The organism is Ancylobacter terrae, assembly GCF_045108345.1.
In the GTDB taxonomy this organism is placed as follows: Bacteria; Pseudomonadota; Alphaproteobacteria; order Rhizobiales; family Xanthobacteraceae; genus Ancylobacter.
In genome coordinates this window covers 150,745-172,512 of the sequence record NZ_JBJGXH010000001.1, presented here as the reverse complement: position 1 = coordinate 172,512, position 21,768 = coordinate 150,745, and the positions used below count along the sequence as shown (strand labels likewise).

The 21,768-nt window shown below is 66.6% G+C and carries 29 protein-coding genes; 10 read left to right on the top strand and 19 right to left on the bottom strand.

What is annotated here, in order from left to right; translation table 11 throughout:
- Positions 1-183: 183 nt before the first annotated feature.
- Positions 184-969, bottom strand: coding sequence for an MOSC domain-containing protein (locus ACEUEL_RS00865; protein WP_405706495.1), 786 nt, complete (start codon positions 967-969; stop codon positions 184-186).
- Between the two features lie 170 nt (positions 970-1,139).
- On the opposite strand from ACEUEL_RS00865, the gene thpR reads away from it, so the two are divergent.
- Both thpR and ACEUEL_RS00855 read left to right on the top strand, forming a co-directional pair.
- Complete coding sequence (gene thpR / locus ACEUEL_RS00860; RefSeq protein ID WP_405701209.1) at positions 1,140-1,673, top strand: RNA 2',3'-cyclic phosphodiesterase; 534 nt, start codon at positions 1,140-1,142, stop codon at positions 1,671-1,673.
- A gap of 54 nt (positions 1,674-1,727) precedes the next feature.
- Complete coding sequence (locus tag ACEUEL_RS00855) at positions 1,728-2,111, top strand: YkvA family protein (RefSeq protein WP_405701207.1); 384 nt, start codon at positions 1,728-1,730, stop codon at positions 2,109-2,111.
- Here the strand turns inward: ACEUEL_RS00855 and ACEUEL_RS00850 are convergent.
- Positions 2,089-3,084, bottom strand: a complete 996-nt coding sequence (locus tag ACEUEL_RS00850) for an NADPH:quinone oxidoreductase family protein (RefSeq protein ID WP_405701204.1) — start codon at positions 3,082-3,084, stop codon at positions 2,089-2,091. The genes ACEUEL_RS00855 and ACEUEL_RS00850 overlap by 23 nt on opposite strands.
- Positions 3,085-3,319: 235 nt before the next feature.
- Between ACEUEL_RS00850 and ACEUEL_RS00845 the strand changes: the two genes are divergently transcribed.
- The 3 genes from ACEUEL_RS00845 to ACEUEL_RS00835 all read left to right on the top strand — a co-directional run bounded on the left by ACEUEL_RS00845 (position 3,320) and on the right by ACEUEL_RS00835 (position 5,116).
- Complete coding sequence (locus ACEUEL_RS00845) at positions 3,320-3,823, top strand: invasion associated locus B family protein (RefSeq protein ID WP_405701201.1); 504 nt, start codon at positions 3,320-3,322, stop codon at positions 3,821-3,823.
- 72 nt (positions 3,824-3,895) lie between these two features.
- Positions 3,896-4,669, top strand: a complete 774-nt coding sequence (gene gloB, locus ACEUEL_RS00840; RefSeq protein WP_405701199.1) for a hydroxyacylglutathione hydrolase — start codon at positions 3,896-3,898, stop codon at positions 4,667-4,669.
- Between the two features lie 3 nt (positions 4,670-4,672).
- Positions 4,673-5,116: a cupin domain-containing protein gene (locus ACEUEL_RS00835; RefSeq protein ID WP_405701196.1), complete on the top strand. Its 444-nt coding sequence runs from the start codon at positions 4,673-4,675 to the stop codon at positions 5,114-5,116.
- Here ACEUEL_RS00835 and yddG read toward each other — a convergent pair.
- The 3 genes from yddG to ACEUEL_RS00820 form a co-directional block, all read right to left on the bottom strand.
- A complete protein-coding gene (gene yddG, locus ACEUEL_RS00830; protein WP_405701193.1) occupies positions 5,113-5,988 on the bottom strand; it encodes an aromatic amino acid exporter YddG in 876 nt (291 codons plus the stop codon). The two genes, ACEUEL_RS00835 and yddG, sit on opposite strands and share 4 nt — an antisense overlap.
- Positions 5,989-6,135: 147 nt before the next feature.
- A complete protein-coding gene (phbB, locus tag ACEUEL_RS00825; RefSeq protein ID WP_405701190.1) occupies positions 6,136-6,861 on the bottom strand; it encodes an acetoacetyl-CoA reductase in 726 nt (241 codons plus the stop codon).
- A 113-nt stretch (positions 6,862-6,974) separates the two neighbouring features.
- On the bottom strand, positions 6,975-8,153 hold the full coding sequence (locus tag ACEUEL_RS00820) for an acetyl-CoA C-acetyltransferase (RefSeq protein WP_405701188.1): 1,179 nt from the start codon (positions 8,151-8,153) through the stop codon (positions 6,975-6,977).
- Between the two features lie 270 nt (positions 8,154-8,423).
- Here ACEUEL_RS00820 and phaR point away from each other — a divergent pair, with 270 nt between their 5' ends.
- Positions 8,424-9,035: a polyhydroxyalkanoate synthesis repressor PhaR gene (gene phaR, locus ACEUEL_RS00815; protein ID WP_405701185.1), complete on the top strand. Its 612-nt coding sequence runs from the start codon at positions 8,424-8,426 to the stop codon at positions 9,033-9,035.
- Positions 9,036-9,090: 55 nt separating this feature from the next.
- Here phaR and ACEUEL_RS00810 read toward each other — a convergent pair whose 3' ends face one another.
- The 4 genes from ACEUEL_RS00810 to ACEUEL_RS00795 form a co-directional block, all read right to left on the bottom strand.
- Positions 9,091-10,830, bottom strand: a complete 1,740-nt coding sequence (locus tag ACEUEL_RS00810; RefSeq protein WP_405701183.1) for an EAL domain-containing protein — start codon at positions 10,828-10,830, stop codon at positions 9,091-9,093.
- A gap of 137 nt (positions 10,831-10,967) precedes the next feature.
- Positions 10,968-11,372, bottom strand: coding sequence for a hypothetical protein (locus ACEUEL_RS00805; protein WP_405701181.1), 405 nt, complete (start codon positions 11,370-11,372; stop codon positions 10,968-10,970).
- Between the two features lie 102 nt (positions 11,373-11,474).
- Positions 11,475-11,660: a 50S ribosomal protein L32 gene (gene rpmF, locus ACEUEL_RS00800; protein ID WP_170016948.1), complete on the bottom strand. Its 186-nt coding sequence runs from the start codon at positions 11,658-11,660 to the stop codon at positions 11,475-11,477.
- Positions 11,661-11,818: 158 nt separating this feature from the next.
- Entirely contained in the window at positions 11,819-12,553 is a 735-nt protein-coding gene (locus ACEUEL_RS00795) for a transglycosylase domain-containing protein (protein ID WP_405701178.1), read from the bottom strand.
- Between the two features lie 75 nt (positions 12,554-12,628).
- Between ACEUEL_RS00795 and ACEUEL_RS00790 the strand changes: the two genes are divergently transcribed.
- Entirely contained in the window at positions 12,629-13,564 is a 936-nt protein-coding gene (locus tag ACEUEL_RS00790) for a polyprenyl synthetase family protein (RefSeq protein WP_405701176.1), read from the top strand.
- Between the two features lie 125 nt (positions 13,565-13,689).
- Positions 13,690-13,974, top strand: coding sequence for a hypothetical protein (locus tag ACEUEL_RS00785; RefSeq protein ID WP_405701174.1), 285 nt, complete (start codon positions 13,690-13,692; stop codon positions 13,972-13,974).
- A gap of 102 nt (positions 13,975-14,076) precedes the next feature.
- Here ACEUEL_RS00785 and leuB read toward each other — a convergent pair whose 3' ends face one another.
- The 10 genes from leuB to ACEUEL_RS00735 all read right to left on the bottom strand — a co-directional run bounded on the left by leuB (position 14,077) and on the right by ACEUEL_RS00735 (position 20,772).
- Positions 14,077-15,186, bottom strand: coding sequence for a 3-isopropylmalate dehydrogenase (gene leuB, locus ACEUEL_RS00780; protein ID WP_405701172.1), 1,110 nt, complete (start codon positions 15,184-15,186; stop codon positions 14,077-14,079).
- 165 nt (positions 15,187-15,351) lie between these two features.
- Complete coding sequence (locus tag ACEUEL_RS00775; protein WP_405701169.1) at positions 15,352-16,923, bottom strand: GMC family oxidoreductase; 1,572 nt, start codon at positions 16,921-16,923, stop codon at positions 15,352-15,354.
- 15 nt (positions 16,924-16,938) lie between these two features.
- Positions 16,939-17,484: a Twin-arginine translocation pathway signal gene (locus tag ACEUEL_RS00770; protein ID WP_405701166.1), complete on the bottom strand. Its 546-nt coding sequence runs from the start codon at positions 17,482-17,484 to the stop codon at positions 16,939-16,941.
- Between the two features lie 38 nt (positions 17,485-17,522).
- A complete protein-coding gene (locus ACEUEL_RS00765) occupies positions 17,523-17,918 on the bottom strand; it encodes a VOC family protein (protein WP_405701164.1) in 396 nt (131 codons plus the stop codon).
- A gap of 110 nt (positions 17,919-18,028) precedes the next feature.
- On the bottom strand, positions 18,029-18,373 hold the full coding sequence (locus tag ACEUEL_RS00760) for a ribbon-helix-helix domain-containing protein (protein WP_405701162.1): 345 nt from the start codon (positions 18,371-18,373) through the stop codon (positions 18,029-18,031).
- Between the two features lie 103 nt (positions 18,374-18,476).
- Complete coding sequence (locus ACEUEL_RS00755) at positions 18,477-18,890, bottom strand: RidA family protein (RefSeq protein ID WP_405701159.1); 414 nt, start codon at positions 18,888-18,890, stop codon at positions 18,477-18,479.
- Positions 18,887-19,492, bottom strand: coding sequence for a 3-isopropylmalate dehydratase small subunit (leuD, locus tag ACEUEL_RS00750; protein WP_405701157.1), 606 nt, complete (start codon positions 19,490-19,492; stop codon positions 18,887-18,889). The genes ACEUEL_RS00755 and leuD overlap by 4 nt, the downstream gene beginning before the upstream one ends.
- Before the next feature lie 90 nt (positions 19,493-19,582).
- Complete coding sequence (locus ACEUEL_RS00745; protein ID WP_405701155.1) at positions 19,583-20,140, bottom strand: cytochrome b; 558 nt, start codon at positions 20,138-20,140, stop codon at positions 19,583-19,585.
- A gap of 64 nt (positions 20,141-20,204) precedes the next feature.
- A complete protein-coding gene (locus tag ACEUEL_RS00740; RefSeq protein WP_405701152.1) occupies positions 20,205-20,624 on the bottom strand; it encodes a metallopeptidase family protein in 420 nt (139 codons plus the stop codon).
- Positions 20,625-20,637: 13 nt separating this feature from the next.
- Positions 20,638-20,772 (bottom strand): hypothetical protein, encoded by a 135-nt coding sequence (locus ACEUEL_RS00735; protein ID WP_405701149.1) that lies wholly within the window; start codon positions 20,770-20,772, stop codon positions 20,638-20,640.
- A gap of 212 nt (positions 20,773-20,984) precedes the next feature.
- On the opposite strand from ACEUEL_RS00735, the gene ACEUEL_RS00730 reads away from it, so the two are divergent.
- Together ACEUEL_RS00730 and ACEUEL_RS00725 are read left to right on the top strand one after the other, a co-directional pair.
- Positions 20,985-21,152, top strand: a complete 168-nt coding sequence (locus ACEUEL_RS00730; RefSeq protein ID WP_405701146.1) for a hypothetical protein — start codon at positions 20,985-20,987, stop codon at positions 21,150-21,152.
- Positions 21,153-21,276: 124 nt separating this feature from the next.
- Positions 21,277-21,753: a hypothetical protein gene (locus ACEUEL_RS00725; protein ID WP_405701144.1), complete on the top strand. Its 477-nt coding sequence runs from the start codon at positions 21,277-21,279 to the stop codon at positions 21,751-21,753.
- The last annotated feature ends 15 nt before the right edge of the window (positions 21,754-21,768 follow it).

Genomic DNA, 21,768 nt, shown 5'->3' with positions numbered 1-21,768 from the left:
GGGACGGCTAACCGATCCGCCTGCACGCAGTCGACATCCACACCACGGCAACCCGCGCGGTTGCCGTGGTTTTTTGTGCGCGGGCGCATCGGATGTGGCGCGCTTGCGGCGGGGTGGCGAAGGCCACGCCTGTCCTTCGGCAGACCTAGGTCATCTGTCCCAGTGGTGGACGAAAGGGCCGCGTCAGAAGATCAGTCGGATCGGGTCGCCTTCCGCCACGAGCCCGCCCTCGACGATTTCCGCATAGACGCCGCAGTCGATATGGCCGAATTCCCGCATCAGCAGTTTCGGGATTTCGAGGTTGCGCTTGCCGGTACCCGGCTCGACATTGGTCGCCGCACAACGCTCGATGCGCTTGATGATGCGCAGCCGGGCCGTGTTTCCGATCGCGATGGTATGGCCGACGAGGTCGAACTCATCCCACGCTTCCAGCCCCTCGAGATGCAGATTGCCCCGGAAGCGCAGCGGATCGACCGGAACCCCCACGAGATCCTGGATGGCGCGCACACTCGCCAGGTTGATCAGCGATACGTAGCCCTTCGGCGAATCGACAAAGCGGAAGCTACCCCCGCCGTCGAGCACTCGCGGGGCGCCGCGCAATTCGTAGCGGACGAAGCGCTGGAAGAACGACTCGATTTCCGCCCGCCCGGCCTCGGTGGACAGATCGCCGCGCGCTTCCTCCGCCCCATCCTGCTGGATCACCAGCGTCCGTGTGGCGTCGTCATAGCGGGTCTCGAGAGCCGCCAGACGCTCGTTGCGCATCAGCATGAGATACTTGATCTTCGGCTCATGCTGCGGCGAGGCGGGATCGAAGCCCGAGGGACCGTTCTCGATCGCGTAGAGCCGATCGCCCGGGAAATAGGTCCCGGCGGTCAATTCGACGAGATCCAGCCGCTCGGGCGACAAGCCTTTCACGGGATAGCGGTGGAGAGCCGCCACGCTCGCGAACGCTTCGCTCGCGGTCGGCATCTCATCGGGCGCAAGATCGTCTGATTCGGTCATCGAGGGAACCTTATAGGCTTCGCGTGACGCCGTCATAGCATCCTTCAGCCGCGATCGCGCGGCGGCACCTCTTCCCTTGGCGGCGCGAATCCTTATGAATCCGGATGCCTCTCCTCCGAACCCTGCGGAGGCCGACCATGCCCCGGCTCTTCACCGCCCTCGAGATTCCCCCACAGATCGGCTCCACTCTCGCCATGCTGCGCGGCGGCATTCCGGGAGCGCGCTGGATCGATCCCGAGTTCTACCATGTCACTCTGCGTTTCATCGGCGACGTCGACCATGCGGTCGCGCGCGACGTGGCGGCGGCGCTCGATGAAGTCGAACGATTCGGTTTTGAACTGAGCCTCGATGGCGTCGACCAGTTCGGCAACCACAAGCCGCGCGCCATCTTCGCCGCGGTCAAGGCCAATCCGGCGCTCGCTGAACTTCAGGCCGAGCACGAGCGGCTGATGAAGCGGATCGGCCTGCCCGCCGAGGGCCGCAACTATCGTCCTCACGTCACCCTCGCCCGGCTGCGCGACAGCGCCCCCCGGCAGGTCGCCGACTATCTTTCGGTTCGCGGCTATTATCGCAGCCCATCGTTCGAGGTGCCGCGCTTTGTCCTGTTCTCCTCGCGCGATTCGGTCGGCGGCGGCCCTTATCGGATCGAGGCGGCCTATCCCCTCCTCTGACCGTTGCGCAACCCACCCGCAAGGGCCATCTCACCTGCGAGGAGGACGACGACCATGTCTGCATCGCGCCTATTCGACGATGGCGAGCCGTTCACGGAAACGGCCGGGGACGATGAAACGCGCGTGCGCGACGGCTTCTGGGACAAGCTGCGTCGGACGGCGGGCCGCGTCCCCTTCGCGGAAGACGCGACCGCGGCCTATTATTGCGCCCTCGATCGGCAGACCCCGCTCAAGGTACGCGCCCTGCTGTTCGGTGCGCTCGCCTATTTCGTGCTGCCGGCGGACACGCTGCCGGATGTGATGCCCGTGCTCGGCTTCACAGACGACGCCGCCGTCATCGCGACCGCGCTCAATCTGCTGGCCGGCCACATCCGGCCCGAGCATCGCACCGCGGCCCGCGAGGCGCTCGGTCGCGTCACCCGACGCCGTTCGAGTTAGTGTTTACCAGGACGATCTTGCCCTGCGCCCGCCGCTCGGCGATGTCGGCGATCGCCTGTGCGCACTGCTCCAGCGGATAGGTCGCGCCGATATGGGCCTGAATGCGTCCCTGAGCGAGCCAGTCGAGAAGATCGGCCATGTGGCGGCGCAGCAGGCCCGGCTCGCGATCCCAGGCACCTCCGAGCGAGACACCGCGCAGGTCGCACCCCTTGAGCAGAAGCAGATTGAGCGGAATGCGCGGAATGTCGCCCGCCGCAAATCCGATGACCAGATAGCGGCCGCGCCAACCCATGGAGCGAACGGCTGGCTCGGCGAGATCGCCGCCGACCGGATCATAGAGCACATCGACCCCCTTGCCGCCGGTGAGTTCCTTCAGGCGGGCTCGCAGGTCCTCCTTCGAATAATCGACCAATTCGTCCGCGCCATGGGCGCGCGCCAGCGCCAGCTTTTCCGGCGAGGACGCGCAGGCGATCACCCGCGCGCCGAGGGCATGACCAAGTTCAACGGCCGCAAGACCGACGCCGCCGGAAGCGCCGAGCACGGCCAGGGTCTCCCCCGGCTTCAGCTCGCCCCGGTCCCGCAGCGCATGCAGCGTCGTGCCGTAGGTCACCCCGAAGGCCGCGCCATGGACGAAATCGACCGTGTCCGGCAGCTGCAGCAGGCGATCGGCCGGCACCGCGATCCGCTCCCGCGCCGCGCCGTAACGCTGGCTGCCGCACACGCGGTCGCCGATGGAGAAACCGGACACGCCCTCGCCGATCGCACTCACCGTGCCGGCAAACTCCGCGCCGGGAGAAAACGGACGTTCCGGGCGCACCTGATAGCGATCAACGATGATGAGCGTGTCGAAGAAGTTCAACCCGACAGCCGCGACATCGACAACGATCTCACCGGGCGCGGGCAGAGGGTCCGGCAGATCCACCGCTTCAAGAGTTTGCGGTCCGCCGTTGCGGACGCTGACGATCGCCTTCACCGCGGCTCCCCAGGCAAGGAATTTCAGGCTACCGGCGTTGATTGCGCCATTTTTTCTCCAACGTCCATGCGTAGCGGTGAACGAACGCGACACCGGCCTGCGGGTCGGATGCGGGCTTCAAGGGTTCACAGCGGCGACGGGTCCGTTTATCCCTTGGGGCGATAGTGGGGAATCATCGGGTCGCCTGGCGGCCGACATCACGAATCCGGGGAGTGCGACCATGGCACGAAGCAGGGTGCGCGCGGTGCTGGCTGGTATTGCGCTTGCCGCCGTCGCAGGGGGCGGTGCGCTGGCACAGGGAGCGCCGAAGCTCGCCGCGCAGTTCGGCGATTGGGGCGTCTACGTCGACCAGAGCAGCGGCAGCAAGATCTGCTATGCGCTCGCCCAGCCGAAGACCCGCATACCGGCCGGCCTCAACCGTGATCCGGCCTATTTCTTCATCTCCACCCGCCCGGCGGAGAATGTCCGGAACGAGGTCAGCGTGATCATGGGCTTCCCGCTCAAGCAGGGGTCCGACGCCACGCTCACGATCGGACCGACGAATTTCGTTCTGTACACGCGCGATTCCGGCGCCTGGGTGCGGAACGTCGCCGAGGAAAGCAAGCTCGTCGATGCGCTCCGGAAAGGCCGCGAGGTGGTGGTGAAATCGACGTCGCTGCGCGGCAACGCAACGACCGACACCTATCCTCTCTCCGGCATCGCCGCCGCGATAGATCGCGCCACGCAGGAGTGCAAATAGGCACCAGCGGCCCCGGCATTGATTGCCGATGAGCCTGTGGACGCACCGTTTCGACCCTGCGGGAGAGACTGAATGCCGGCCGAGATTCGCCTCGTTCCCTGCCTCGCCGATAATTACGCGGTGCTGCTGCACGATCCGACGACGGAAGCGACGGCGGTCGTGGATGCGCCCGAAGTCGCGCCCATCCTCGCCGCGCTGGAGCGCGAGGGCTGGAATCTCACCCATATCCTCGTCACGCATCACCATACCGATCATATCGACGGTGTGCTGGCGCTGAAGGAGCGCTACGGCGCCGCCGTCATCGGCCCGAAGGCCGAGCGCGACACGATCCCGGGCCTCGATTTCGCGGTAGTGGACGGCGACCCGATCGCCGTGGGCAGCCTGGTCGGCCGGGTGATGGAGACCCCCGGTCATACCAAGGGCCACATCGTCTTTCTCTTCGAAGGCGAGCGCCTGCTGTTTAGCGGCGACACGCTCTTCGTGATGGGATGTGGCCGCCCGTTCGAGTGCGATCCTCCGGTGCTCTGGGACTCACTGCTGCGGCTGCGCGCGCTGCCCGATGACATCTCGGTGTATTGCGGGCACGAGTACACGCTCTCCAATGCCCGGTTCGCCTCGAGCGTGGATCCGGACAATGAGCAGATCGCGACGCGTCTTGAGACGTTCGAGGCGTTGCGGGCGCGTGGCGAACCGACCCTGCCCACGACCATCGGCGCCGAGAAGGCGACCAACCCCTTCATGCGGGCCGACGACACCGAGCTCGCCGCACGGATCGGATTGGCCGGCGCCGACCCGGGCGCGGTCTTCACCGAGTTGCGATCCCTGAAGAACAGCTTCAAGGGCTGATCCGTGATCGCCTCTGGCCTGACCTCCGCCGAGGTGATCGCGCTTTTGCAGCTTTCGCCCCATCCCGAGGGCGGGCATTTCCGCGAAACCTTTCGCGACAGTTCCCGATTACCGGATGGCCGTGCCGCCTCAACGGCGATCTACTTCCTGCTGGCCGCCGGCGAGCGCTCGCACTGGCACCGAATCGATGCCGTCGAGGTCTGGCACTGGTATGCGGGCGCGCCACTGGCTTTGGCCATCGCTGACGCTGATTCCGGCTCCGTCCAGAATTTGGTGCTGGGGTCCGACCTCGTGGCCGGCGAACGCCCGCAGGCCATTGTTTCCACGGGCCATTGGCAGAGCGCCCGCAGCCTCGGCGACTGGACGCTGGTCGGCTGTAGCGTCGCCCCCGGGTTCGAGTTTGCCGGCTTCGAACTCGCACCGCCGGACTGGGCACCGGGTCGCTAGCCTGCGCGGTTTCGCGCCATCAGGGTCGCCACCACCGCGCCGCCCACGATGAGTGCGCAGGCGGCCGCCAGCGACCACGAGGCCGCGGCATCTCCCGCGAGCACCAGGAGAAGCGTGGAGAGCACCGGCGCGGCATAGGAGGCGACACCGAGCAGCCGGATATCACCGCGCTTCATACCGATGTCCCAGGCATAGAACGCAATGCCGACCGGACCGATACCGAGCGCGACGACGGCCAGCCATTGCGAGCCACCCTGCGGCCAGACCGACGGCTCGAAGGCGACGTGGCAGAGGGCGGAGAGCGCCGCCGTGGCGAGGCAGAAACCGGCGACCAGTTCGGTCGGCACGTCGTGGAAGCGCCGCGAGAGCACCGAATAGACCGACCAGATCACGGCGCACATCGCCGCCGCGGCGTAGCCCCATGCATATTGCGGGGCGAACCCCATCCCTCCAGCCTTGCCGGCGAGCAATATCGCCGTTCCCGCCAGCCCCATCATCGCGCCGCACACATGCGCGGGCCGAAGCCGCTCCCCCGGCAGCAGCGCGGAGAGCAGCACGATCAGCAACGGCCACAGATAGGCGATCAGCCCCGCCTCGGCCGGCGGCGCCAGCTTCAGCGCCGAAAAATAGAAGAAGTGATAGCCGAACAGGCCGCCAATGCCGTGCAGCCAGACAGGCCAGGGCTGCCGCACGATACCGATGCCCACCCCTCGCGCCAGCGCCGCGGCGACGCCGACGGTACCGCCGATGGCGAAGGTCAGTGCCGTCAGCAGGAAGGGCGGAACGGCTCCGGTGGAGGTCGTCGCGAGGGCAAGGCAGGCCCAGAGAAGGATGGCGACGAGGCCGATCAGGGTAGCGGTGCGGCGGGACATAACGGGAGCATCAGGATTGGAGGGAGGCGTTCCCCCATATCCCAGTCCTTACGACGCTGCATCTGCCGAAATCGGTCCGCACCGCGGCCGGCCTCCCGTATCGGGCCGGAAACCGGGGGCCACCGCAACGGCAGCCCCCGGGCGTACTCATGCCAGATACTGGCCGCCATTGGCTGTGAGGGTCGAGCCGGTGATGAAGCCGGCATTATCGGCCGCCAGGAACACCACGCAGCGCGCGATTTCCTCCGGCTCGCCGAGCCGGCCGACAGGAATCTGCGGGATGATCTGCTTGTCGAGAATCTCCTGCGGCACCGCACGGACCATCTCGGTGCCGATATAGCCGGGGCAGATGACGTTGACGGTGATGCCCTTGCGGGCGTTCTCCTGCGCCAGCGACTTGGAGAAGCCGATCTCGCCCGCCTTCGCGGCGGCATAGTTGGTCTGGCCCATCTGGCCCTTCTGGCCGTTGATCGACGAGATCGTGACGATGCGCCCGAAATTGCGCTCGCGCATGCCCTCGATGACATTGCGGCACATGTTGAACACCGAGTTCAGGTTGGTGTTGATCACCGCCTGCCACTGCTCGAGGCTCATCTTGTGCAGCATGCCGTCGCGGGTGATGCCGGCATTGTTCACCAGTACCTCGACCGGACCGAGCTTGGCCTCGACCTCGGCGATACCCGCCTTGCAGGCGGCGAAATCCGAAACGTCCCACTTGAAGGCGGGGATCCCGGTCTGCTCGGTGAACTTCGCGGCCGCCTCGTCATTGCCGGCATAATTGGCCGCAACCGAGTAACCGGCGTCCTTGAGAGCCTTGCACACGGCGGCCCCGATACCGCGAGTGCCACCCGTAACCACTGCAACGCGAGCCATTTCGCTCCCCCTTCTGGCGTCGACCGCCCCGACTTCTAGTTGCTTCATGACAGCCGGCAAGGCGTCTGGCGCCATCTCGCCGGCTGCATTTCGTCGCGTCAGCTGCCCCGCGCTCAGTCGCGCGCGAGGCACATGGCGATGCCCATGCCGCCGCCGATGCAGAGCGTGGCGAGGCCCTTCTTCGCGTCACGCTTCTCCATCTCGTAGAGCAGCGTCACGAGAACTCGCGCACCCGAGGCCCCGATCGGATGGCCGATGGCGATGGCGCCACCATTCACGTTGACCTTCGAGGTGTCCCAGCCGAGTTCCTTGTTCACGGCGCACGCCTGCGCGGCGAAGGCTTCGTTCGCCTCGATCAGGTCGAGATCGGCAGCAGACCAGCCCGCCTTCTCCAGCGCGCGGCGCGATGCCGGGATCGGGCCCGTGCCCATGATCGCCGGGTCGACGCCGGCCTGCGCCCAGGAGACGATGCGCGCGATCGGCTTCCTGCCGGCAGCCGCCGCCTTGGCCGCGCTCATCAGCACGACGGCGGCGGCGCCGTCATTGATGCCCGAGGCATTGCCGGCCGTGACGGTTCCGTCCTTGGAGAAGGCCGGGCGCAGCTTGGTCATCGAATCGAGCGTGGCGCCGTGGCGGGGATACTCGTCATCCGACACCACGACGTCGCCCTTGCGGGTGCTGATGGTGACCGGGGCGATCTCATCCTTGAAGCGGCCGGCCTTCTGCGCGGCCTCAGCCTTGTTCTGCGACGCGACGGCAAAATTGTCCTGCTGGTCACGGGTGATCTGGTACTGGCGCGCCACGTTCTCGGCGGTGGTGCCCATGTGGTAGCCGTTGAAGGCATCCCAGAGGCCATCCTTGATCATGGTATCGACCATTTCGAGGCCGCCCATCTTGGTGCCGTTGCGCAGATGCGCGGCATGCGGCGCCTGGCTCATCGATTCCTGGCCCCCGGCGACGACGATGTCGCTGTCGCCGTTGAGGATCGCCTGATAGCCGAGCGCGACGGCCCTGAGCCCGGAGCCGCAGAGCTGGTTCACGCCCCACGCGGGGCTGCCGATGGGGATACCGGCCGCAATCGAGGCCTGGCGGGCGGGATTCTGACCCGCCCCGGCGGTGAGGACCTGCCCGAGAATGGTTTCGGAGACCTCGTCCGGCGCCACGCCGGCCCGACCGAGAGCAGCGAGCACCGCGATCTTGCCGAGCTCATGGGCGGGCAGCGACGAAAGCGCGCCGTTGAAGGCGCCGACGGGCGTGCGCGCCGCGCCTACGATGACGATATCGTCCTTCATGGATGAATTCCTCCGGGCTTGCCGTAGTGATGGAGCGTTGACCGTGCGCGGGCGGCACGGAAGGTTCTCTCTTAATGTGGCATCGTGAATTTGCGAAACGAGGCCTGTCAATGCCGCAGCAATGCGCATGCGGCTAAAGGACGAGGGCACCGCCAGGCGAGGTTCGGGCGCCGTTGCGGCTTTGCGCAGCATGCGGTGCACAATCCTGTAGCCGTACGTTGCGAAACGTCCTAGGATTTCAAAGGGAAACGACCGAGGCGATACGAACTCATGGCCAAATCCACGGACCCCGTCACCATCAAGAAATACGCCAACCGCCGGCTCTACAACACCGGAACGAGCACCTATGTGACGCTCGAAGACTTGGCATCGATGGTAAAGAGCGGCGAAGACTTCGTTGTTTACGATGCAAAAACCAGCGAAGACATCACGCACTCGGTGCTAACGCAGATCATCTTCGAGCAGGAAGGCAAGGGCCAGAATCTGCTGCCGATCAACTTCCTGCGGCAGATCATCCGGTTCTACGGCGACAGCATGCAGATGCTGGTGCCGCGTTATCTCGACATTTCCATCGAGAACTTCTCGAAGGATCAGGAGAAGATCCGCGATCAGTTCTCAAAGACGTTCGGCGTCGGCGGCTTCGGCAGTTTCGGCGGCCTCGAGGATCAGGTCCGGCGCAACATGGAGATCTTCGACCGCACGTTGAAGATGTTCCTTCCCAACGGGCGGATCGAGACCGCTCAGGCCGAGCCTGCGCAGGGCAACGACCTCGACGATCTGCGCCGGCAGGTGGCGGACATGCAGAAGCGCCTCGATCGTCTGGGCGAGCAGGGCGAACCGGCGCGCCCAGACGCCCCGCGCGCGGAAACCAAAAAGGGCTGACCGGCACGCGCGCAGGGTCCGTCGGCAATCCCCCGCCGTTCGACGGGGTGCGGCCTCATGCGGTCGCCGCCACTCCGGACGCCGCCATCGCGGGCGCACAAGGCAGGGCGAGGCCCACGAACTCGCCCTGCAAATAGTCGCAGCCCCACTCCGCAAGCAGCGCGGCGGTAGACTGGTCGGGCACCCACTCGGCAACCGTCTTCAGCCGCAGCTGGCGCGCCAGCGCAAGCAGCGTCCGGACGAAAAAGCGGTCATCCTCCGACGCGACGAGCGGCCGGATGAAGCTGCCGTCGATCTTGAGCACATCGACGCCCAGCCGCCGCAGATTACGGAACGACGTATAGCCGGCGCCGAAATCGTCCATCGCCACCGTGCAGCCCAGTTCCCGCAGTTGCGCGACGAATTCGCACGTCGCCTCGATGTCGTCGATCGCCGAGGACTCGGTGAGTTCGACCATCAGGCGTGCCCCCAGCCCATCGCGCATGCGGCCGCGGAGCAGTTCCAGCCAGGCGCGGTCGTGCACGCTGCCGGGCGCGACATTGACGGACAGGCTCAGTTCGGGATCGGCCTCGAGCGTGTCGAGCGCGAGTTCGAGCACGCGCCGGTCAAGCATGCGCAGCAGGCCGAATTTCTCCGCCACCGGCACGATCGTCGCCCCGCCCAGCAACTCCCCTTCCGCCGTCTCGATCCGGACGAGGCACTCGTAGAAGGCATGCCGGCCCGAACCGGCATCGGCAATCGGCTGAAAGGCGAGCGACACACGGCGCTCCGTGAGCGCGGCGACGATGTCCTCGGTTATCCTGAGATTGAGCCGGCGGCGCGCATCCCGCTCGAAGCTCGGCTGATACAGCTGGAAATGCCCGCTTCCGATCGCCCGCGCCGCATCGAGCGCGTCCTGCGCGCGCGTGAATATCTCGGGGACGAGACGAGCATGGCGGGGCGCGATCACGCCACCGGCGGTGACCGTGACCGCGAAGGCGCCGGCCGAGGTGTGCAGCATGTCGTCGCCGATGGCGCTGATGAGCCGCGCGGCGGCGACATCCATATCCTCGGGCGAGCAGTCGTTGAGGACGATGCCGAACTTGTTCCCCGAATAGCGCCCGAGGTTGTCGCGGGCGCGCATGCGGGCGCGCAGCCGGTTGCCGACGGTCTCGATCACTTCGTCGACGGCCTCGAAGCCATAGGTCTCGTTCAGCCGGTCCAGATGGTCGATGCTGATGAGAAGAAAGCCGAACTGGCTGCGGTAACGGGCTGCATCGACCAGACGCTCCCCCAGCATGCGGACGAGATAGTCGCGGTCGCCCTCCCCGACCGGGCGGGCGGCGCCGACCTCGCGCTGCTGGTTGCGGCGAGTGACCTCGCTCGCGTCAAGACGGCGCACGACCCCCTGAACCAGCACGGGCCGCCCCCCCGCACCCGAGAACCAGCGGCCTCGGTCGTCGAGCCACAGCGGCTGCGCGTCGCCCGGCGCGCGGGGCGACAGGCCATAGCTCGTCTGGAACATCACCCCCTCGCCCTGATCGAGCTGGGCGCCGCCCATCACCGCTTCCGATCGCCCCACCCCGCATTGCGGATCGAGCAAGGCGGCATAGGCGCGGCCGGTGGCGAAGAGCGCGGCATCGGTAAGGCCGAGGACCTCACGCGCATTGTCGCTCCAGATGATTCGGTCTTCGGCGACCCACCATTGATAGGCCGCCTCGCCGAGATGGCGCAGAATCTCGACGGATGTCGCGTGCGGCAGGGACCCGGCAGCGGGGCGTTCGGTCTCCCGCAGGAATGCCTGTGAGGTCTCCATGGCACAAATGCTCTCGATGGCCGTAACGCCGACCGCGCGGACAAAGCGCGGCCTGCGCAACGCCACCGATAATTAATACGAATTTGAATGAAATTTCTATCTAATCCGTTAGCGGCGGTCCGGTGATCCCCACAGCCTCAATGGGCGTCGGGCTGCACCATGAAGTCGCGTCGCGCGACACGGATCGACACGGAATAGCCGGCCACGATGTCGACAAGCATGATCGCCAGCAGGATGGCAAAGGTCGACGTGGCCGCCAGCGGCACAAGCAGAAATTCCACCAGGCCGGCAACAAACACCAGGGTGGACAGCATGTGGTCGATGATCGAGCGCGAGGTGACGCTGGTCGCCTTCACGATCTCGAAGAACAGCATCACCAGAGAGAAGCCGATGAAGACATCGTCCAGCGTCAGCGACCACGTCGCGCCGGACATCATGGGAATGCTGACGAGCACGTCCCCCCAGCCGATGCCGGGAGTGACGAAGGCGAGCAGATTGTAGATGGCGAGAGGTAGGATCAGCAGCGGGATGGTCGCGATCATCGGCGTTCCCTGCCCGGTACCAGCCGTCGGACGCACCGACACGGCCGCCTCGCATCACCGCGGCGCGGTGCCCCTCGGCACCGCCCCCGTCGCCGGAGCCGATCAGGCCTCGGCCTTGACCTTCAGCACCTGACGACCGCGATACATGCCGGTCTTGAGGTCGAGGTGGTGGGGACGACGCAGCTCGCCCGAATCCTTGTCCTCGACATAGGTCGGCTGCTTCAGGGCATCGGCGGAACGGCGCATGCCGCGGCGCGACGGGCTGGTCTTCTTCTTCGGAACGGCCATTGTCTCAACTCCTGTGCCGGCTCGCCGGCGCGAGATGCCGCGCGCCCCAAGGCGGGCCGCACCTCAATCCCTTATTTGAAGACCGGGCTTATACAGGCTCGCGCGCCGGAACGAAAGAGCCGCGATGACTTGTTTCACGCCCTCCTCGCTCACCTCGATCAGGAGCCGAGGCACGCCGTGAGCTCGGCTCCCTCGCGCGGCAGCCGCCCCTCGAGGCGGGCGGCGAGACGCACGAGACCGCGAACGGGCTTGCCGGCATCCCGCCGATGCGGATTCGGCAGCATCACCGCCAGCAGGGTCGCTTCGCGCTGCGACAGGTTGCGGGCGCTCTTTCCGAACGCACGCTGCGCGCCGGCCTCGACACCGAACTCACCGTTCGGCCCCCACTCGGCAATGTTGAGATAGATCTCGAGCTGCCGCCGCTTCGACAGGACGAGGTTGGCGTAGAGAGCGAGGGGCAGTTCGAGGCCCTTCCGGACAAAGCTCCGCCCGTTCCACAGGAACAGGTTCTTGGTGAGCTGCATGGTGATGGTGGAGGCGCCCCGCGCGGGCTCGCCATCCTCGGCCGCATCCATGACATTCTGCAATTCGACGAGATCGACCCCGTCGTGATGGCAGAAGCGGGCATCCTCGGAGGCGAGAACCGCCCGCACCAGCGTCGGCGCGATATCCTGGAGCGGCACCCATTCGCGCTCGACACGCTCGCCCGCCAGCGTTCGCCAGATCATGAGCGTCGAGACCGGGTTGATAAGGTTATAGAGCGGCGCGAGCACCAGCGGCGTGGCCACCGCGAGAACCACGATCGTTCCCAGCACCCGCAGCAACCCCCTCACCACCCCCTCCGGCCCGAATGCGCGTCCCTGGCTCCAGCCGACGGCGCTGATACGATCCATCCCTACATCCTCGACGGCAGGCGCGCCAACCGGATCGATCTTGACCGGCCGCCACGGCTCGGGCACGGAACACCGGTGACACAGAACCCCGCGACCGCCGCATTGTTCCAGGCCCGGCTGGCCGAGACTGCCGATGCGGTCGGCGCCTATCTCGACCGCATCATCGGCGAGGACACGCCGAGCGACCGCCCGCCACGCCTCGTCGCGGCGATGCGCCATGCAGCGCTCGGCGGCGGCAAGCGGCTGCGCCCGTTCCTGCTGGTCGAGACGGCCAGCCTCTTCGGCGTCTCGCGGGACCGCGCGCTGCCGGCGGCGGCCGCGCTGGAATGCGTGCACTGCTATTCGCTGGTCCATGACGACCTGCCGGCGATGGACGACGACGACCTGCGCCGCGGCCTGCCTACCGTGCACAAGGCATTCGACGAGGCCACCGCCATCCTCGCCGGCGACGCGCTTCTCACTCTCGCCTTCGACATTCTGGCGCGGGACGATTCCCATCCCGATCCCGCGGTACGCATCGCGCTCCTCGCCCGCCTGGCCCGCGCGGCCGGTGCCGACGGCATGGTCGGCGGCCAGATGCACGACCTCGCCGCCGAGGGCCGCTTCGCCGACGGTCGCCCGCTCGCGCTCGCCGCGGAGGCCATCATGGAGTTGCAGGCGATGAAGACGGGCGCCCTGCTCGCCTATGCCTGCGAGGCCGGCGCGCGCCTCGGCAGCGCCAGCGACCAGCAGCGCCACGCCCTCGCCATCTATGCACAGGCGCTCGGCCGTGCGTTCCAGATCGCCGACGACCTGCTCGATGCGGAAGGCGAGGCACAGGCGGTCGGAAAGGCGGTCGGCAAGGACGCCGCCGCCGGAAAGGCCACGCTGGTCGGCCTGATGGGCGTGGCCGGCGCGCGGGCCGAGCTCGCGAAACTGGTCGCGGCCGCCGATTCGGCACTCGCCCCCTTCGGCACGCGCGCCGACATTCTGCGCGCCACGGCCCGCTTTATCGCCGAACGCCGGAACTGACCGGCGCCGACCGCATTTTTTACCGTGTAGTGTTGCGCGCGGGTGCTAGCGGCGCGCCACGCTTGCCACCATGTTGAACCTGACGTAAGCGTCGAATTACGGCCATCGTGCCGCTGGAGGTTATAATGCGTATCGCTCCGCTCGCCCTCGCCTTGGCTGCCGCCGGCGTCTTCATGGCCGGAGCGCCCGCCCCGTCCTTCGCCCAGGATGCCGGCACCCGCATCATCATCCGCAAGCCGGCGCCGAAGTCCTATCTGGACCCCGGCACGGTGGTTAAGCCGGGTTCGACCAAGGCGCTCGACTATGTCGGCCTGAACGGCAGCTTCCGCTACCCGACCTATGGCACCGACAGCACCATCACCGGCAACCGCTGGCCGCTGCCGAGCCGCTTCGACCTGCCGGGCTACTGAGCGCCGGGCAGCCGGCGCCGCCGGAATCGGTTTCGTCGATCGATGAGACGTCCGTCCGCGCGCCCCATGGGCGCGCGGCTTTGTTTTGTACCCGGCTCGGCCTCAGGCCGCGGCCCCCAGTTCGGCGAGAATCGCGTCACCCATGCCGCGCGTGCCGACCACCGTCGACCCCTCGGACTTGATGTCGCCCGTGCGCAAACCCTTGGCGAGGACCGCGGCGATCGCCGCATCGATGCGATCGGCGGCCTCGCCGAGGCCGAATGAATATCGCAGCGCCATCGACAGCGAACCGATCATCGCGATCGGGTTGGCGACGCCCTTGCCGGCAATATCGGGGGCCGCGCCGTGGACCGGCTCGTAGAGTGCGCGGCGCTTGCCGGAAAGTTCCTCGACCGCCCCCAGCGAAGCCGAGGGCAGCATGCCGAGCGAACCGGTCAGCATCGCCGCGACGTCCGAGAGGATATCGCCGAACAGGTTGTCGGTGACGATCACGTCGAACTGCTTGGGCGCGCGCACCAGCTGCATGCCGCAGGAATCGGCCAGTTGGTGTTCCAGCACGACGTCCGAGTAATCGGCTCCGTGCACCGTGCTGACGACTTCCTTCCACAGCAGGCCGGACTTCATCACATTGTGCTTCTCGGCCGAGACTACCTTGTTGCGCCGGGTGCGCGCGAGATCGAAGGCGACGCGGGCGATGCGCTCGATCTCGTAGGATTCGTAGACCTGCGTGTCGACCGCCCGCTTCTGGCCGTCGGCGAGATCGGTGATGGTCTTCGGCTCGCCGAAATAGACCCCGCCGGTCAGTTCGCGAACGATGAGGATATCGAGCCCCTCGACCAGTTCGCGCTTCAGGCTCGAGGCCTCGGCGAGCGCCGGGAAGCAGGTGGCGGGACGCAGATTGGCGAACAGGTGCAGATCCTTGCGCAGCCGCAGCAGGCCCGCTTCCGGCCGCTGGTCATAAGGCACCGACGCCCATTGCGGGCCGCCGACGGCGCCGAGCAGCACGGCATCGGCCGCCAGCGCCCGCTGCACCGTCTCGTCCGTCACCGGCATGCCGCACGATTCAAAGGCGGCACCGCCGACGAGGTCACGCTCCACTTCGAACGAGGCGACGCCCGTATCGTTGAGCCAACCGACCACGCGCTCGGCCTCGGCCATGACCTCAGGGCCGATTCCATCGCCCGGGAGAAGGAGGAGCTTGTGCGTCGCCATGGGTGGGGACCTCGCTTGAACGCCTGTCGGCTGATTTATTGGGCGCGCGAGTGCTAATGGCTGGCGGGAAGGCTGGCAAGCACGCTCGCGCCGCCGGGACGGAAAAGGCCGCCGACCCGTGAGGATCGGCGGCGGGAGGAAGGAGCGGAAACGGGAAAACGCGGGTCAGATCGTCTTCCGGCTCATCTCCCCGGCGATGAAATCCGCCTGCCGGATGGCAAGCGCCACGATCGTCAGGGTCGGGTTCTCGGCGGCGCCGGTGGTGAACTGGCTGCCGTCGGAGACGAAGAGATTGGGAACGTCGTGCGTCTGCCCGTGCTTGTTCACCACACCGTCGCGCGGCTTATCGCTCATCCGATTGGTGCCGAGATTATGCGTCGAGGGATAGGGCGGCGTCGGCAGCGTGCGCACGGCGCCGACCGCGTCATACATCGCCGCGCCCTGCTGGTGGGCATGGGCGCGCATGGCGACATCGTTCGGGTGGTCGTCGAAATGCACATTGGCGACCGGCAGCCCGTACTGGTCCTTCACGTCGGTATTGAGGGTGACGCGGTTGGTCTCCTGCGGCATGTCCTCGCCGACGATCCACATCCCGGCCATGTTCACATAGCCGTCCATGGCCGAGGTGAAGGAACGCCCCCACCCGCCGGGATTCAGGAACGCGGCCATGAACGGCACGCCGAGCGACAGCGTCTCGAACTCGTAGCCGCCGACGAAGCCGCGCTTGGGATTGTTGGGCGCCTCGTCGCGCACGATGCCGGCCATGGTGGTACCACGATACATATGCACCGGCTTCTCGAAGATGCCGTACACGCTCGCCGTCATGTGCCGCATGTAGTTGCGCCCGACCTGGCCGGAGGAATTGGCGAGGCCGTCCGGGAACATGTTGCTGGCCGAGTTGAGCAGCAGGCGCGGGCTCTCGATCGAGTTGCCGGCCACCGCCACGATGCGTGCCTTCTGGCGCTGGGTCTTGCCGTCCTTGTCGACATAGACGACGCCCGAGGCCTTGCCCGAGGCATCGTGCTCGATCTTCAGCACCATGCTCTGCGGGCGCACCTCGAGATTGCCGGTCGCCTCGCCGCGCGGAATCTCGGCGATGAGCGTCGACCACTTGGCGCCCGACTTGCAGCCCTGGAAGCAGAAGCCGATCTGCTGGCAGGAGCCCCGGTCGGCGCGCGGCTGCGAATTGATCGCCATGTGCCCGGTCGAGACTTCCTTGTAGCCGATCTTCTTGGCGCCGGCCTCGAACACCTTGAAGTTGTTGTTGCCGGGCAGGCCGGGGATCCCGTTGGTGCGGGTCACCCCCATCTTGTCCTCGGCCTTGGCGTACCAGGGCTCCATCTCGGCGAGCGAGATCGGCCAGTCGAGCAGGTTCGCCCCGTCGACATCACCATAGGTCGTGCGGGTCTTGAACTCGTGCTCCTGGAAGCGCAGCGAGGCGCCGGCCCAGTGCACGGTCGAACCGCCCACCGCCTTCACGATCCAGGCCGGCAGGTTGGGGAAGTTCTTGTGCACGCGCCAGGAGCCGGACGTCGTGCGCATGTCCTTCCACGCCAGCTGGGCGAAGCTCTCCCACTCGTTGTTGACGAAGTCTTCCATGTTGTGGCGTTCGCCGGCCTCGAGGATCACCACCTTGATGCCCTTGAGCGCGAGTTCGGTACCGAGCGTGCCGCCACCGGCGCCGGAACCGACGATGACGACGACCGAATCGTCGTTGAGATCAAACGGAGCAGCCATGTGTCCGCCCTCCCCTCAGAGCCACGTGATGTCGGAGAAGCCGCGGTCGATGTAACCGCCCTTGTCGGCCGAGGAGCCCTCATAGCCGAAGATCGGCCACACCTCCTCCTGGTTGTAGAGACTGACAACCAGCCCGCCGCGCACCTTCTGGAAGAAGGCGCTGTCCTCGAGCTCGCGCAGGATGGCGACGCGCTGCTCTTCCCAGCCGACATCGGCGTAGGGCACGCCGTATTTCGCCTTGGCCAGCGTATCGAGCACCAGAACGCCCGCCTCGACGGCGGCCTTGTTCGCCGGATCGGAGGCCCCAGCGTCATAGGGCTTCATGGCGATCGCGTAGAAGCGGTCCGGGATGCGGTCATGAGGATAGATGTCGCGAGCCAGCACGATCAGGGTGCGCATCGTCTCCGGCTTGAGGTTGGTGACTTCGAGCCCCCAGGCCTCGCCCGAATTGATGATCGCGGGACCGACGATCATCAGCGCGCCGGCTCCGAGACCGGCCTTGACGGCGCCAGCAAGCAGCGCGCGGCGCGACGGTCCGCGCGCGTCGATAAGGGTAGCCATCGTTTCCTCCTAGTATATTATTGTATTTATTCTATAGATTACTTATAGCGCCCGTGCTTTTGCAGCACCTCGATCTTGTAGCCGTCGGGATCGGTCACGAAGAAGAACTTGGCCAGCAGCGCGCCGTCCCGGAAGAATTCCTTGACCGGGTTGGGATTGAGGCCGATCGCCGTGAAGCGGACGTGCTCGGCGTCGAGATCGTCGACCGCGAAGGCGATGTGGCCGTAGCCGTTGCCCAGCTCATAGGGCTCGGCACGGTCATGATTGATGGTGAGCTCGACCTCGAAGTCGGCTTCCGGATTGCGCAGATAGACCAGCGTGAAGCCATCGAAGCCGAAGCGGTCGGCGACGGTCAGCCCGAATGCCTTCTCGTAGAAATCAACCGATCGCGCCTCGTCGAGCACGCGGATCATCGAATGGATCGCCTTGGCCAATACGCACCTCCTGACGGCGAACGTCACCGTGGAAGAATGCTAGGCGTGGCCGGCGCGGCGTGGTGGTAGGGTGCTAACACATCGCGCCGACGTCGAAATCGGGTAGCGGGCTACTCGGCGGCCTGCATCTGGAGAAGGGCCGCCTCGGCGGACCGCCGGAGGGTCGGGCGCTCGCGCGCCGACCCGGGGCGCTCACGCACTTCGGCCAGATAGATCAGACAGGAGCACCGCAGGAGCGAGGCGAAATTGCCGACCTCGCCGTGCAGTTCCAGAACTTCGTCGTGCAGCTTGGTGACGAATTTGCCGAGGCTCATGCCCTGATGCGTGGCGACCTCCTCGAGAATGGCCCAGAAGGCGGCCTCGAGGCGGATGGAGGTGCAATGGCCGCCGATCCGCACCGAGCGCGTCTGGCTCTCGTAATTTCCGGGCGCTTGTCCCGCAAAGATCTGGCACATCTGGCGTCTCCCGGCGCGCTCGTTCTCTTTTGAAACGATTCCACTCCGGGAAGGGACGCGTGTAAAGACAAAACCATTCCGCAATGCGGCAAGCGGCGGCCCCTCAGCGAGGCCGGCGCGCGGTGACCTCGATCTCGATCTTCATCTCCGGCTTCAGCAAGCCCGCCACGATCAGCGTCGCCGCCGGTCGGATCGTGCCGAAATACTGGCCGAAGATCGGAAATACCCGGTCGGCATAAGCGACATCCGTCACGATGTAGCGCGCCCGCACCACGTCGCCGAGCGAGGAGCCGGCCTGCTCGAGCACCGCCGCGATCGTCCGGAAGCAGGCGTGCGTCTGGTCCTCGACGCTTTCGGGCATCGACATGGTGGCGTAGTCATAGCCGGTGGTGCCGGATACGAAGACGAAATCGCCGTCGACCACCGCCCGGGAATAGCCCGCCGCCGCTTCGAACGGCGAGCCGGAGGAGATGCGCCGCCGATCCCCGTCACCGGGGTGCGAGGACGCCCCGCTCATGCCCAGGGCCGCTCCGCCGCGAGCCGGCCCTCGAAGCCGCGGATCTTGTCGAGATGGACCTCGGTGAGGCCGATATCGTCCAGCCCGTTCAGCAGGCAGTGCTTGCGGAAAGGGTCGATCTCGAACTGGATGCTGCCGCCGTCCGGGCCGCGGATCGTCTGCGACTCGAGGTCGACCGTGATGGTGGCATTCGAACCGCGCGCGGCATCGTCGAACAGCGCGGCGAGTTGCTCGGGCGTGACGACGATCGGCAGAATGCCGTTCTTGAAACAGTTGTTGTAGAAGATGTCGGCGAACGAGGTGGAGATCACGCAGCGTATGCCGAAGTCGAGGAGCGCCCAGGGCGCATGCTCGCGCGAGGAGCCGCAGCCGAAATTGTCGCCCGCGACGAGGATCTGCGCGCCCTTGTAGGCCGGCTTGTTCAGCACGAAGTCGGGATTGTCCGAGCCGTCCTCGCGATAACGCAGTTCGGAGAAGAGCCCTCTGCCCAGCCCGGTGCGCTTGATCGTCTTGAGGTAGCGCGCCGGGATGATCATGTCGGTATCGACATTGACCAGGTGCAGTGGCGCCGCGACGCCGGTCAGCGTGGAGAACTTGTCCATGGGCAGGGCCTCGGTCGGGTGCGGGCCGGGCCCGCAGGGTCGAAACTGAGGCCTCCATACCAATTTCGCGACCGAATGCCCAGCCGCTCCTCAGCTACCCCGTGCCGGCGGCAGCATGCGCCGCAGCACGCCGTCCCGCAGGATGAAATGATGCCCGAGCGCCGCAGCCGCATGCACACCCGCGAGGAGGAGCAGGGCGTTGGCCAGCCATTCGTGCACCTCGATCACCTGGCGCGCCAGGTCACGGTCGACGGCGATGGGCGAGGGGATCGTGAACAGTCCGAAGAAGCTGACCTCGTTGCCCCGCAGGAAGGCGAGGTAGATGCCCACCAACGGCACCGCAAGCAGCAGCAGGTAGAGAAGGATATGCGCCGCCACGGATGCGAGATGAACGAGGCGCGATAGATCCGGCGACGGGCCCGGCACCGGCGTCGCCGCCCGGAACACGAACCGCAGCAGGACGAGGACGAGCACGAGCAGACCGACGGAAATGTGCGTCCACCAGACCAGGGCCCGCGCGGCCGTTCCCCGCTCGAACAGCGCTTCGGCATAGGTGATGCCGTACGTCACCAGCACGGCGATGACGGTCGCCCAATGCAGAAGGCGAAGCGGCGCGCCGTAGCGGTCGACGGATACATCCGGGGTCATGGGCCATCTCCATTCTTGGAGAAATTCTAAACTCGGCAGCGTCCCTGCCGATCCGGAGGGTTACTTAGCCCGCCAGCCCCTCGATACGCTCCATGTCCGCGTCCGACAGCCCGAAATGATGTCCGATCTCGTGGATCAGCACATGGCTGACGATATGGCCCAGCGTCTCGTCATGCTCGGCCCAATAGTCGAGGATGGGCCGGCGGTAGAGAAAGATCATATTGGGCAGACCCATCGCCTGCGTCTCGTAGCCTTGCGCCAGCCCGACGCCCTGGAAGAGGCCAAGCAGGTCGAATTCGCTCTCGCACTCCATTTCCGCCATCACCTCCGCGGTGGGGAAATCCTCCACCCGCACCACGAGGTTGCCGCACATGCTGCGGAAGCGCTGCGGCAGGCGGTGATAGGCGGCCTCCGCCATCATCTCCATCTCGGCGAGGGTTGGCGCCTTGAGCGCGCGGAACGCAAGCGGGTCGGTGTCACTCATGGCGGGAACGGGCTCAGCGCAGATAGGTCAGCACGAGATAGGCGACGAGACCAACTCCCGCAACGATGGCGAGGCCCCGGCCGATCCGCTGGCCCCAGAGTTCGATCGGGTCGTCCTCGGGTGGCCTGGAGTTTGGTTGCTCGCTCATCGCGACAGCTTAGCCGTGCCGGGCCGCTGCCGCCACCGGCACCGCCCCGCTGCGGCGATGTGGCCGCCCGCCCGGCGCACTGGCGCCGCCTTGCCGTCGCCGCGTTGGTGAACGGTGGCTGAACGACGCTCTCAATCCTCGTTCAGGCGCGACGGCCTACAGCTTACGCAACGTTTCCTTCACCGCGCCGCGGCGCCGGATGGATCACGACGATGCTCCGCAAGCTCCTGCTCTCCATCGGCCTCCTGGGCATTCTCGGCACCGCGCTCGCGCTGGCGCCGGTGTCCTCCGGATCGGTCATTGCCAAGGCGCCGTCCGACGCGGTGCCGGTCGTCCACCAGATGAGCGTCAGCGCGGTCGCCTCCAGCACCAATGGGTGACGTGAACTGCTTGACACCCTGCTGAACGCAGGGGCCGGAACGGCGTTAGAGGGGATGGACCTCTCGCCAGCGCCCGGCAGAACCAAGGCCGGGGGGCGAAGTCTCGTTCGAGGAGTGCATTGACATGATGTCTCTATCGACTTTCGGCGCCGCCGCCGGCATTGCGCTGGCCGCGACGTTCGCCCTGCCGGCGCAGGCGACCCCCATGGCACCCATGGGTTCCCTCGCGGTCAAGCAGTCCGTGGCGGATTCGCCCGCGCAACCCATCCAGGTGCGGCGCGGCGGCTGGGGCGGTGGCCCCCATTGGGGCGGCGGCCCGCGCTGGCGCAATCCCGGCTGGCACGGCGGCCCGCGTTATGGCTGGCGTGGCGGGCCGGGCTGGCGGCGCGGTTGGGGCCCGGGCTATGGCTATTGGGGTCCCCGCTACGGCTACTGGGGTCCGCGTTACAACAACTGGGCGTGGGGCGTCCCGCTCGGCCTCGGTGTCGGCGCCGCCATTGCCGCGGCGCCCTACTACAACAACAATAACTGCGGCTGGGTGAACACGCGCACCTGGGTCAATGGCCGCCGGGTCTGGGCCCGCCAGTGGCAGTGCTGGTAATCCGGATTTCCAACA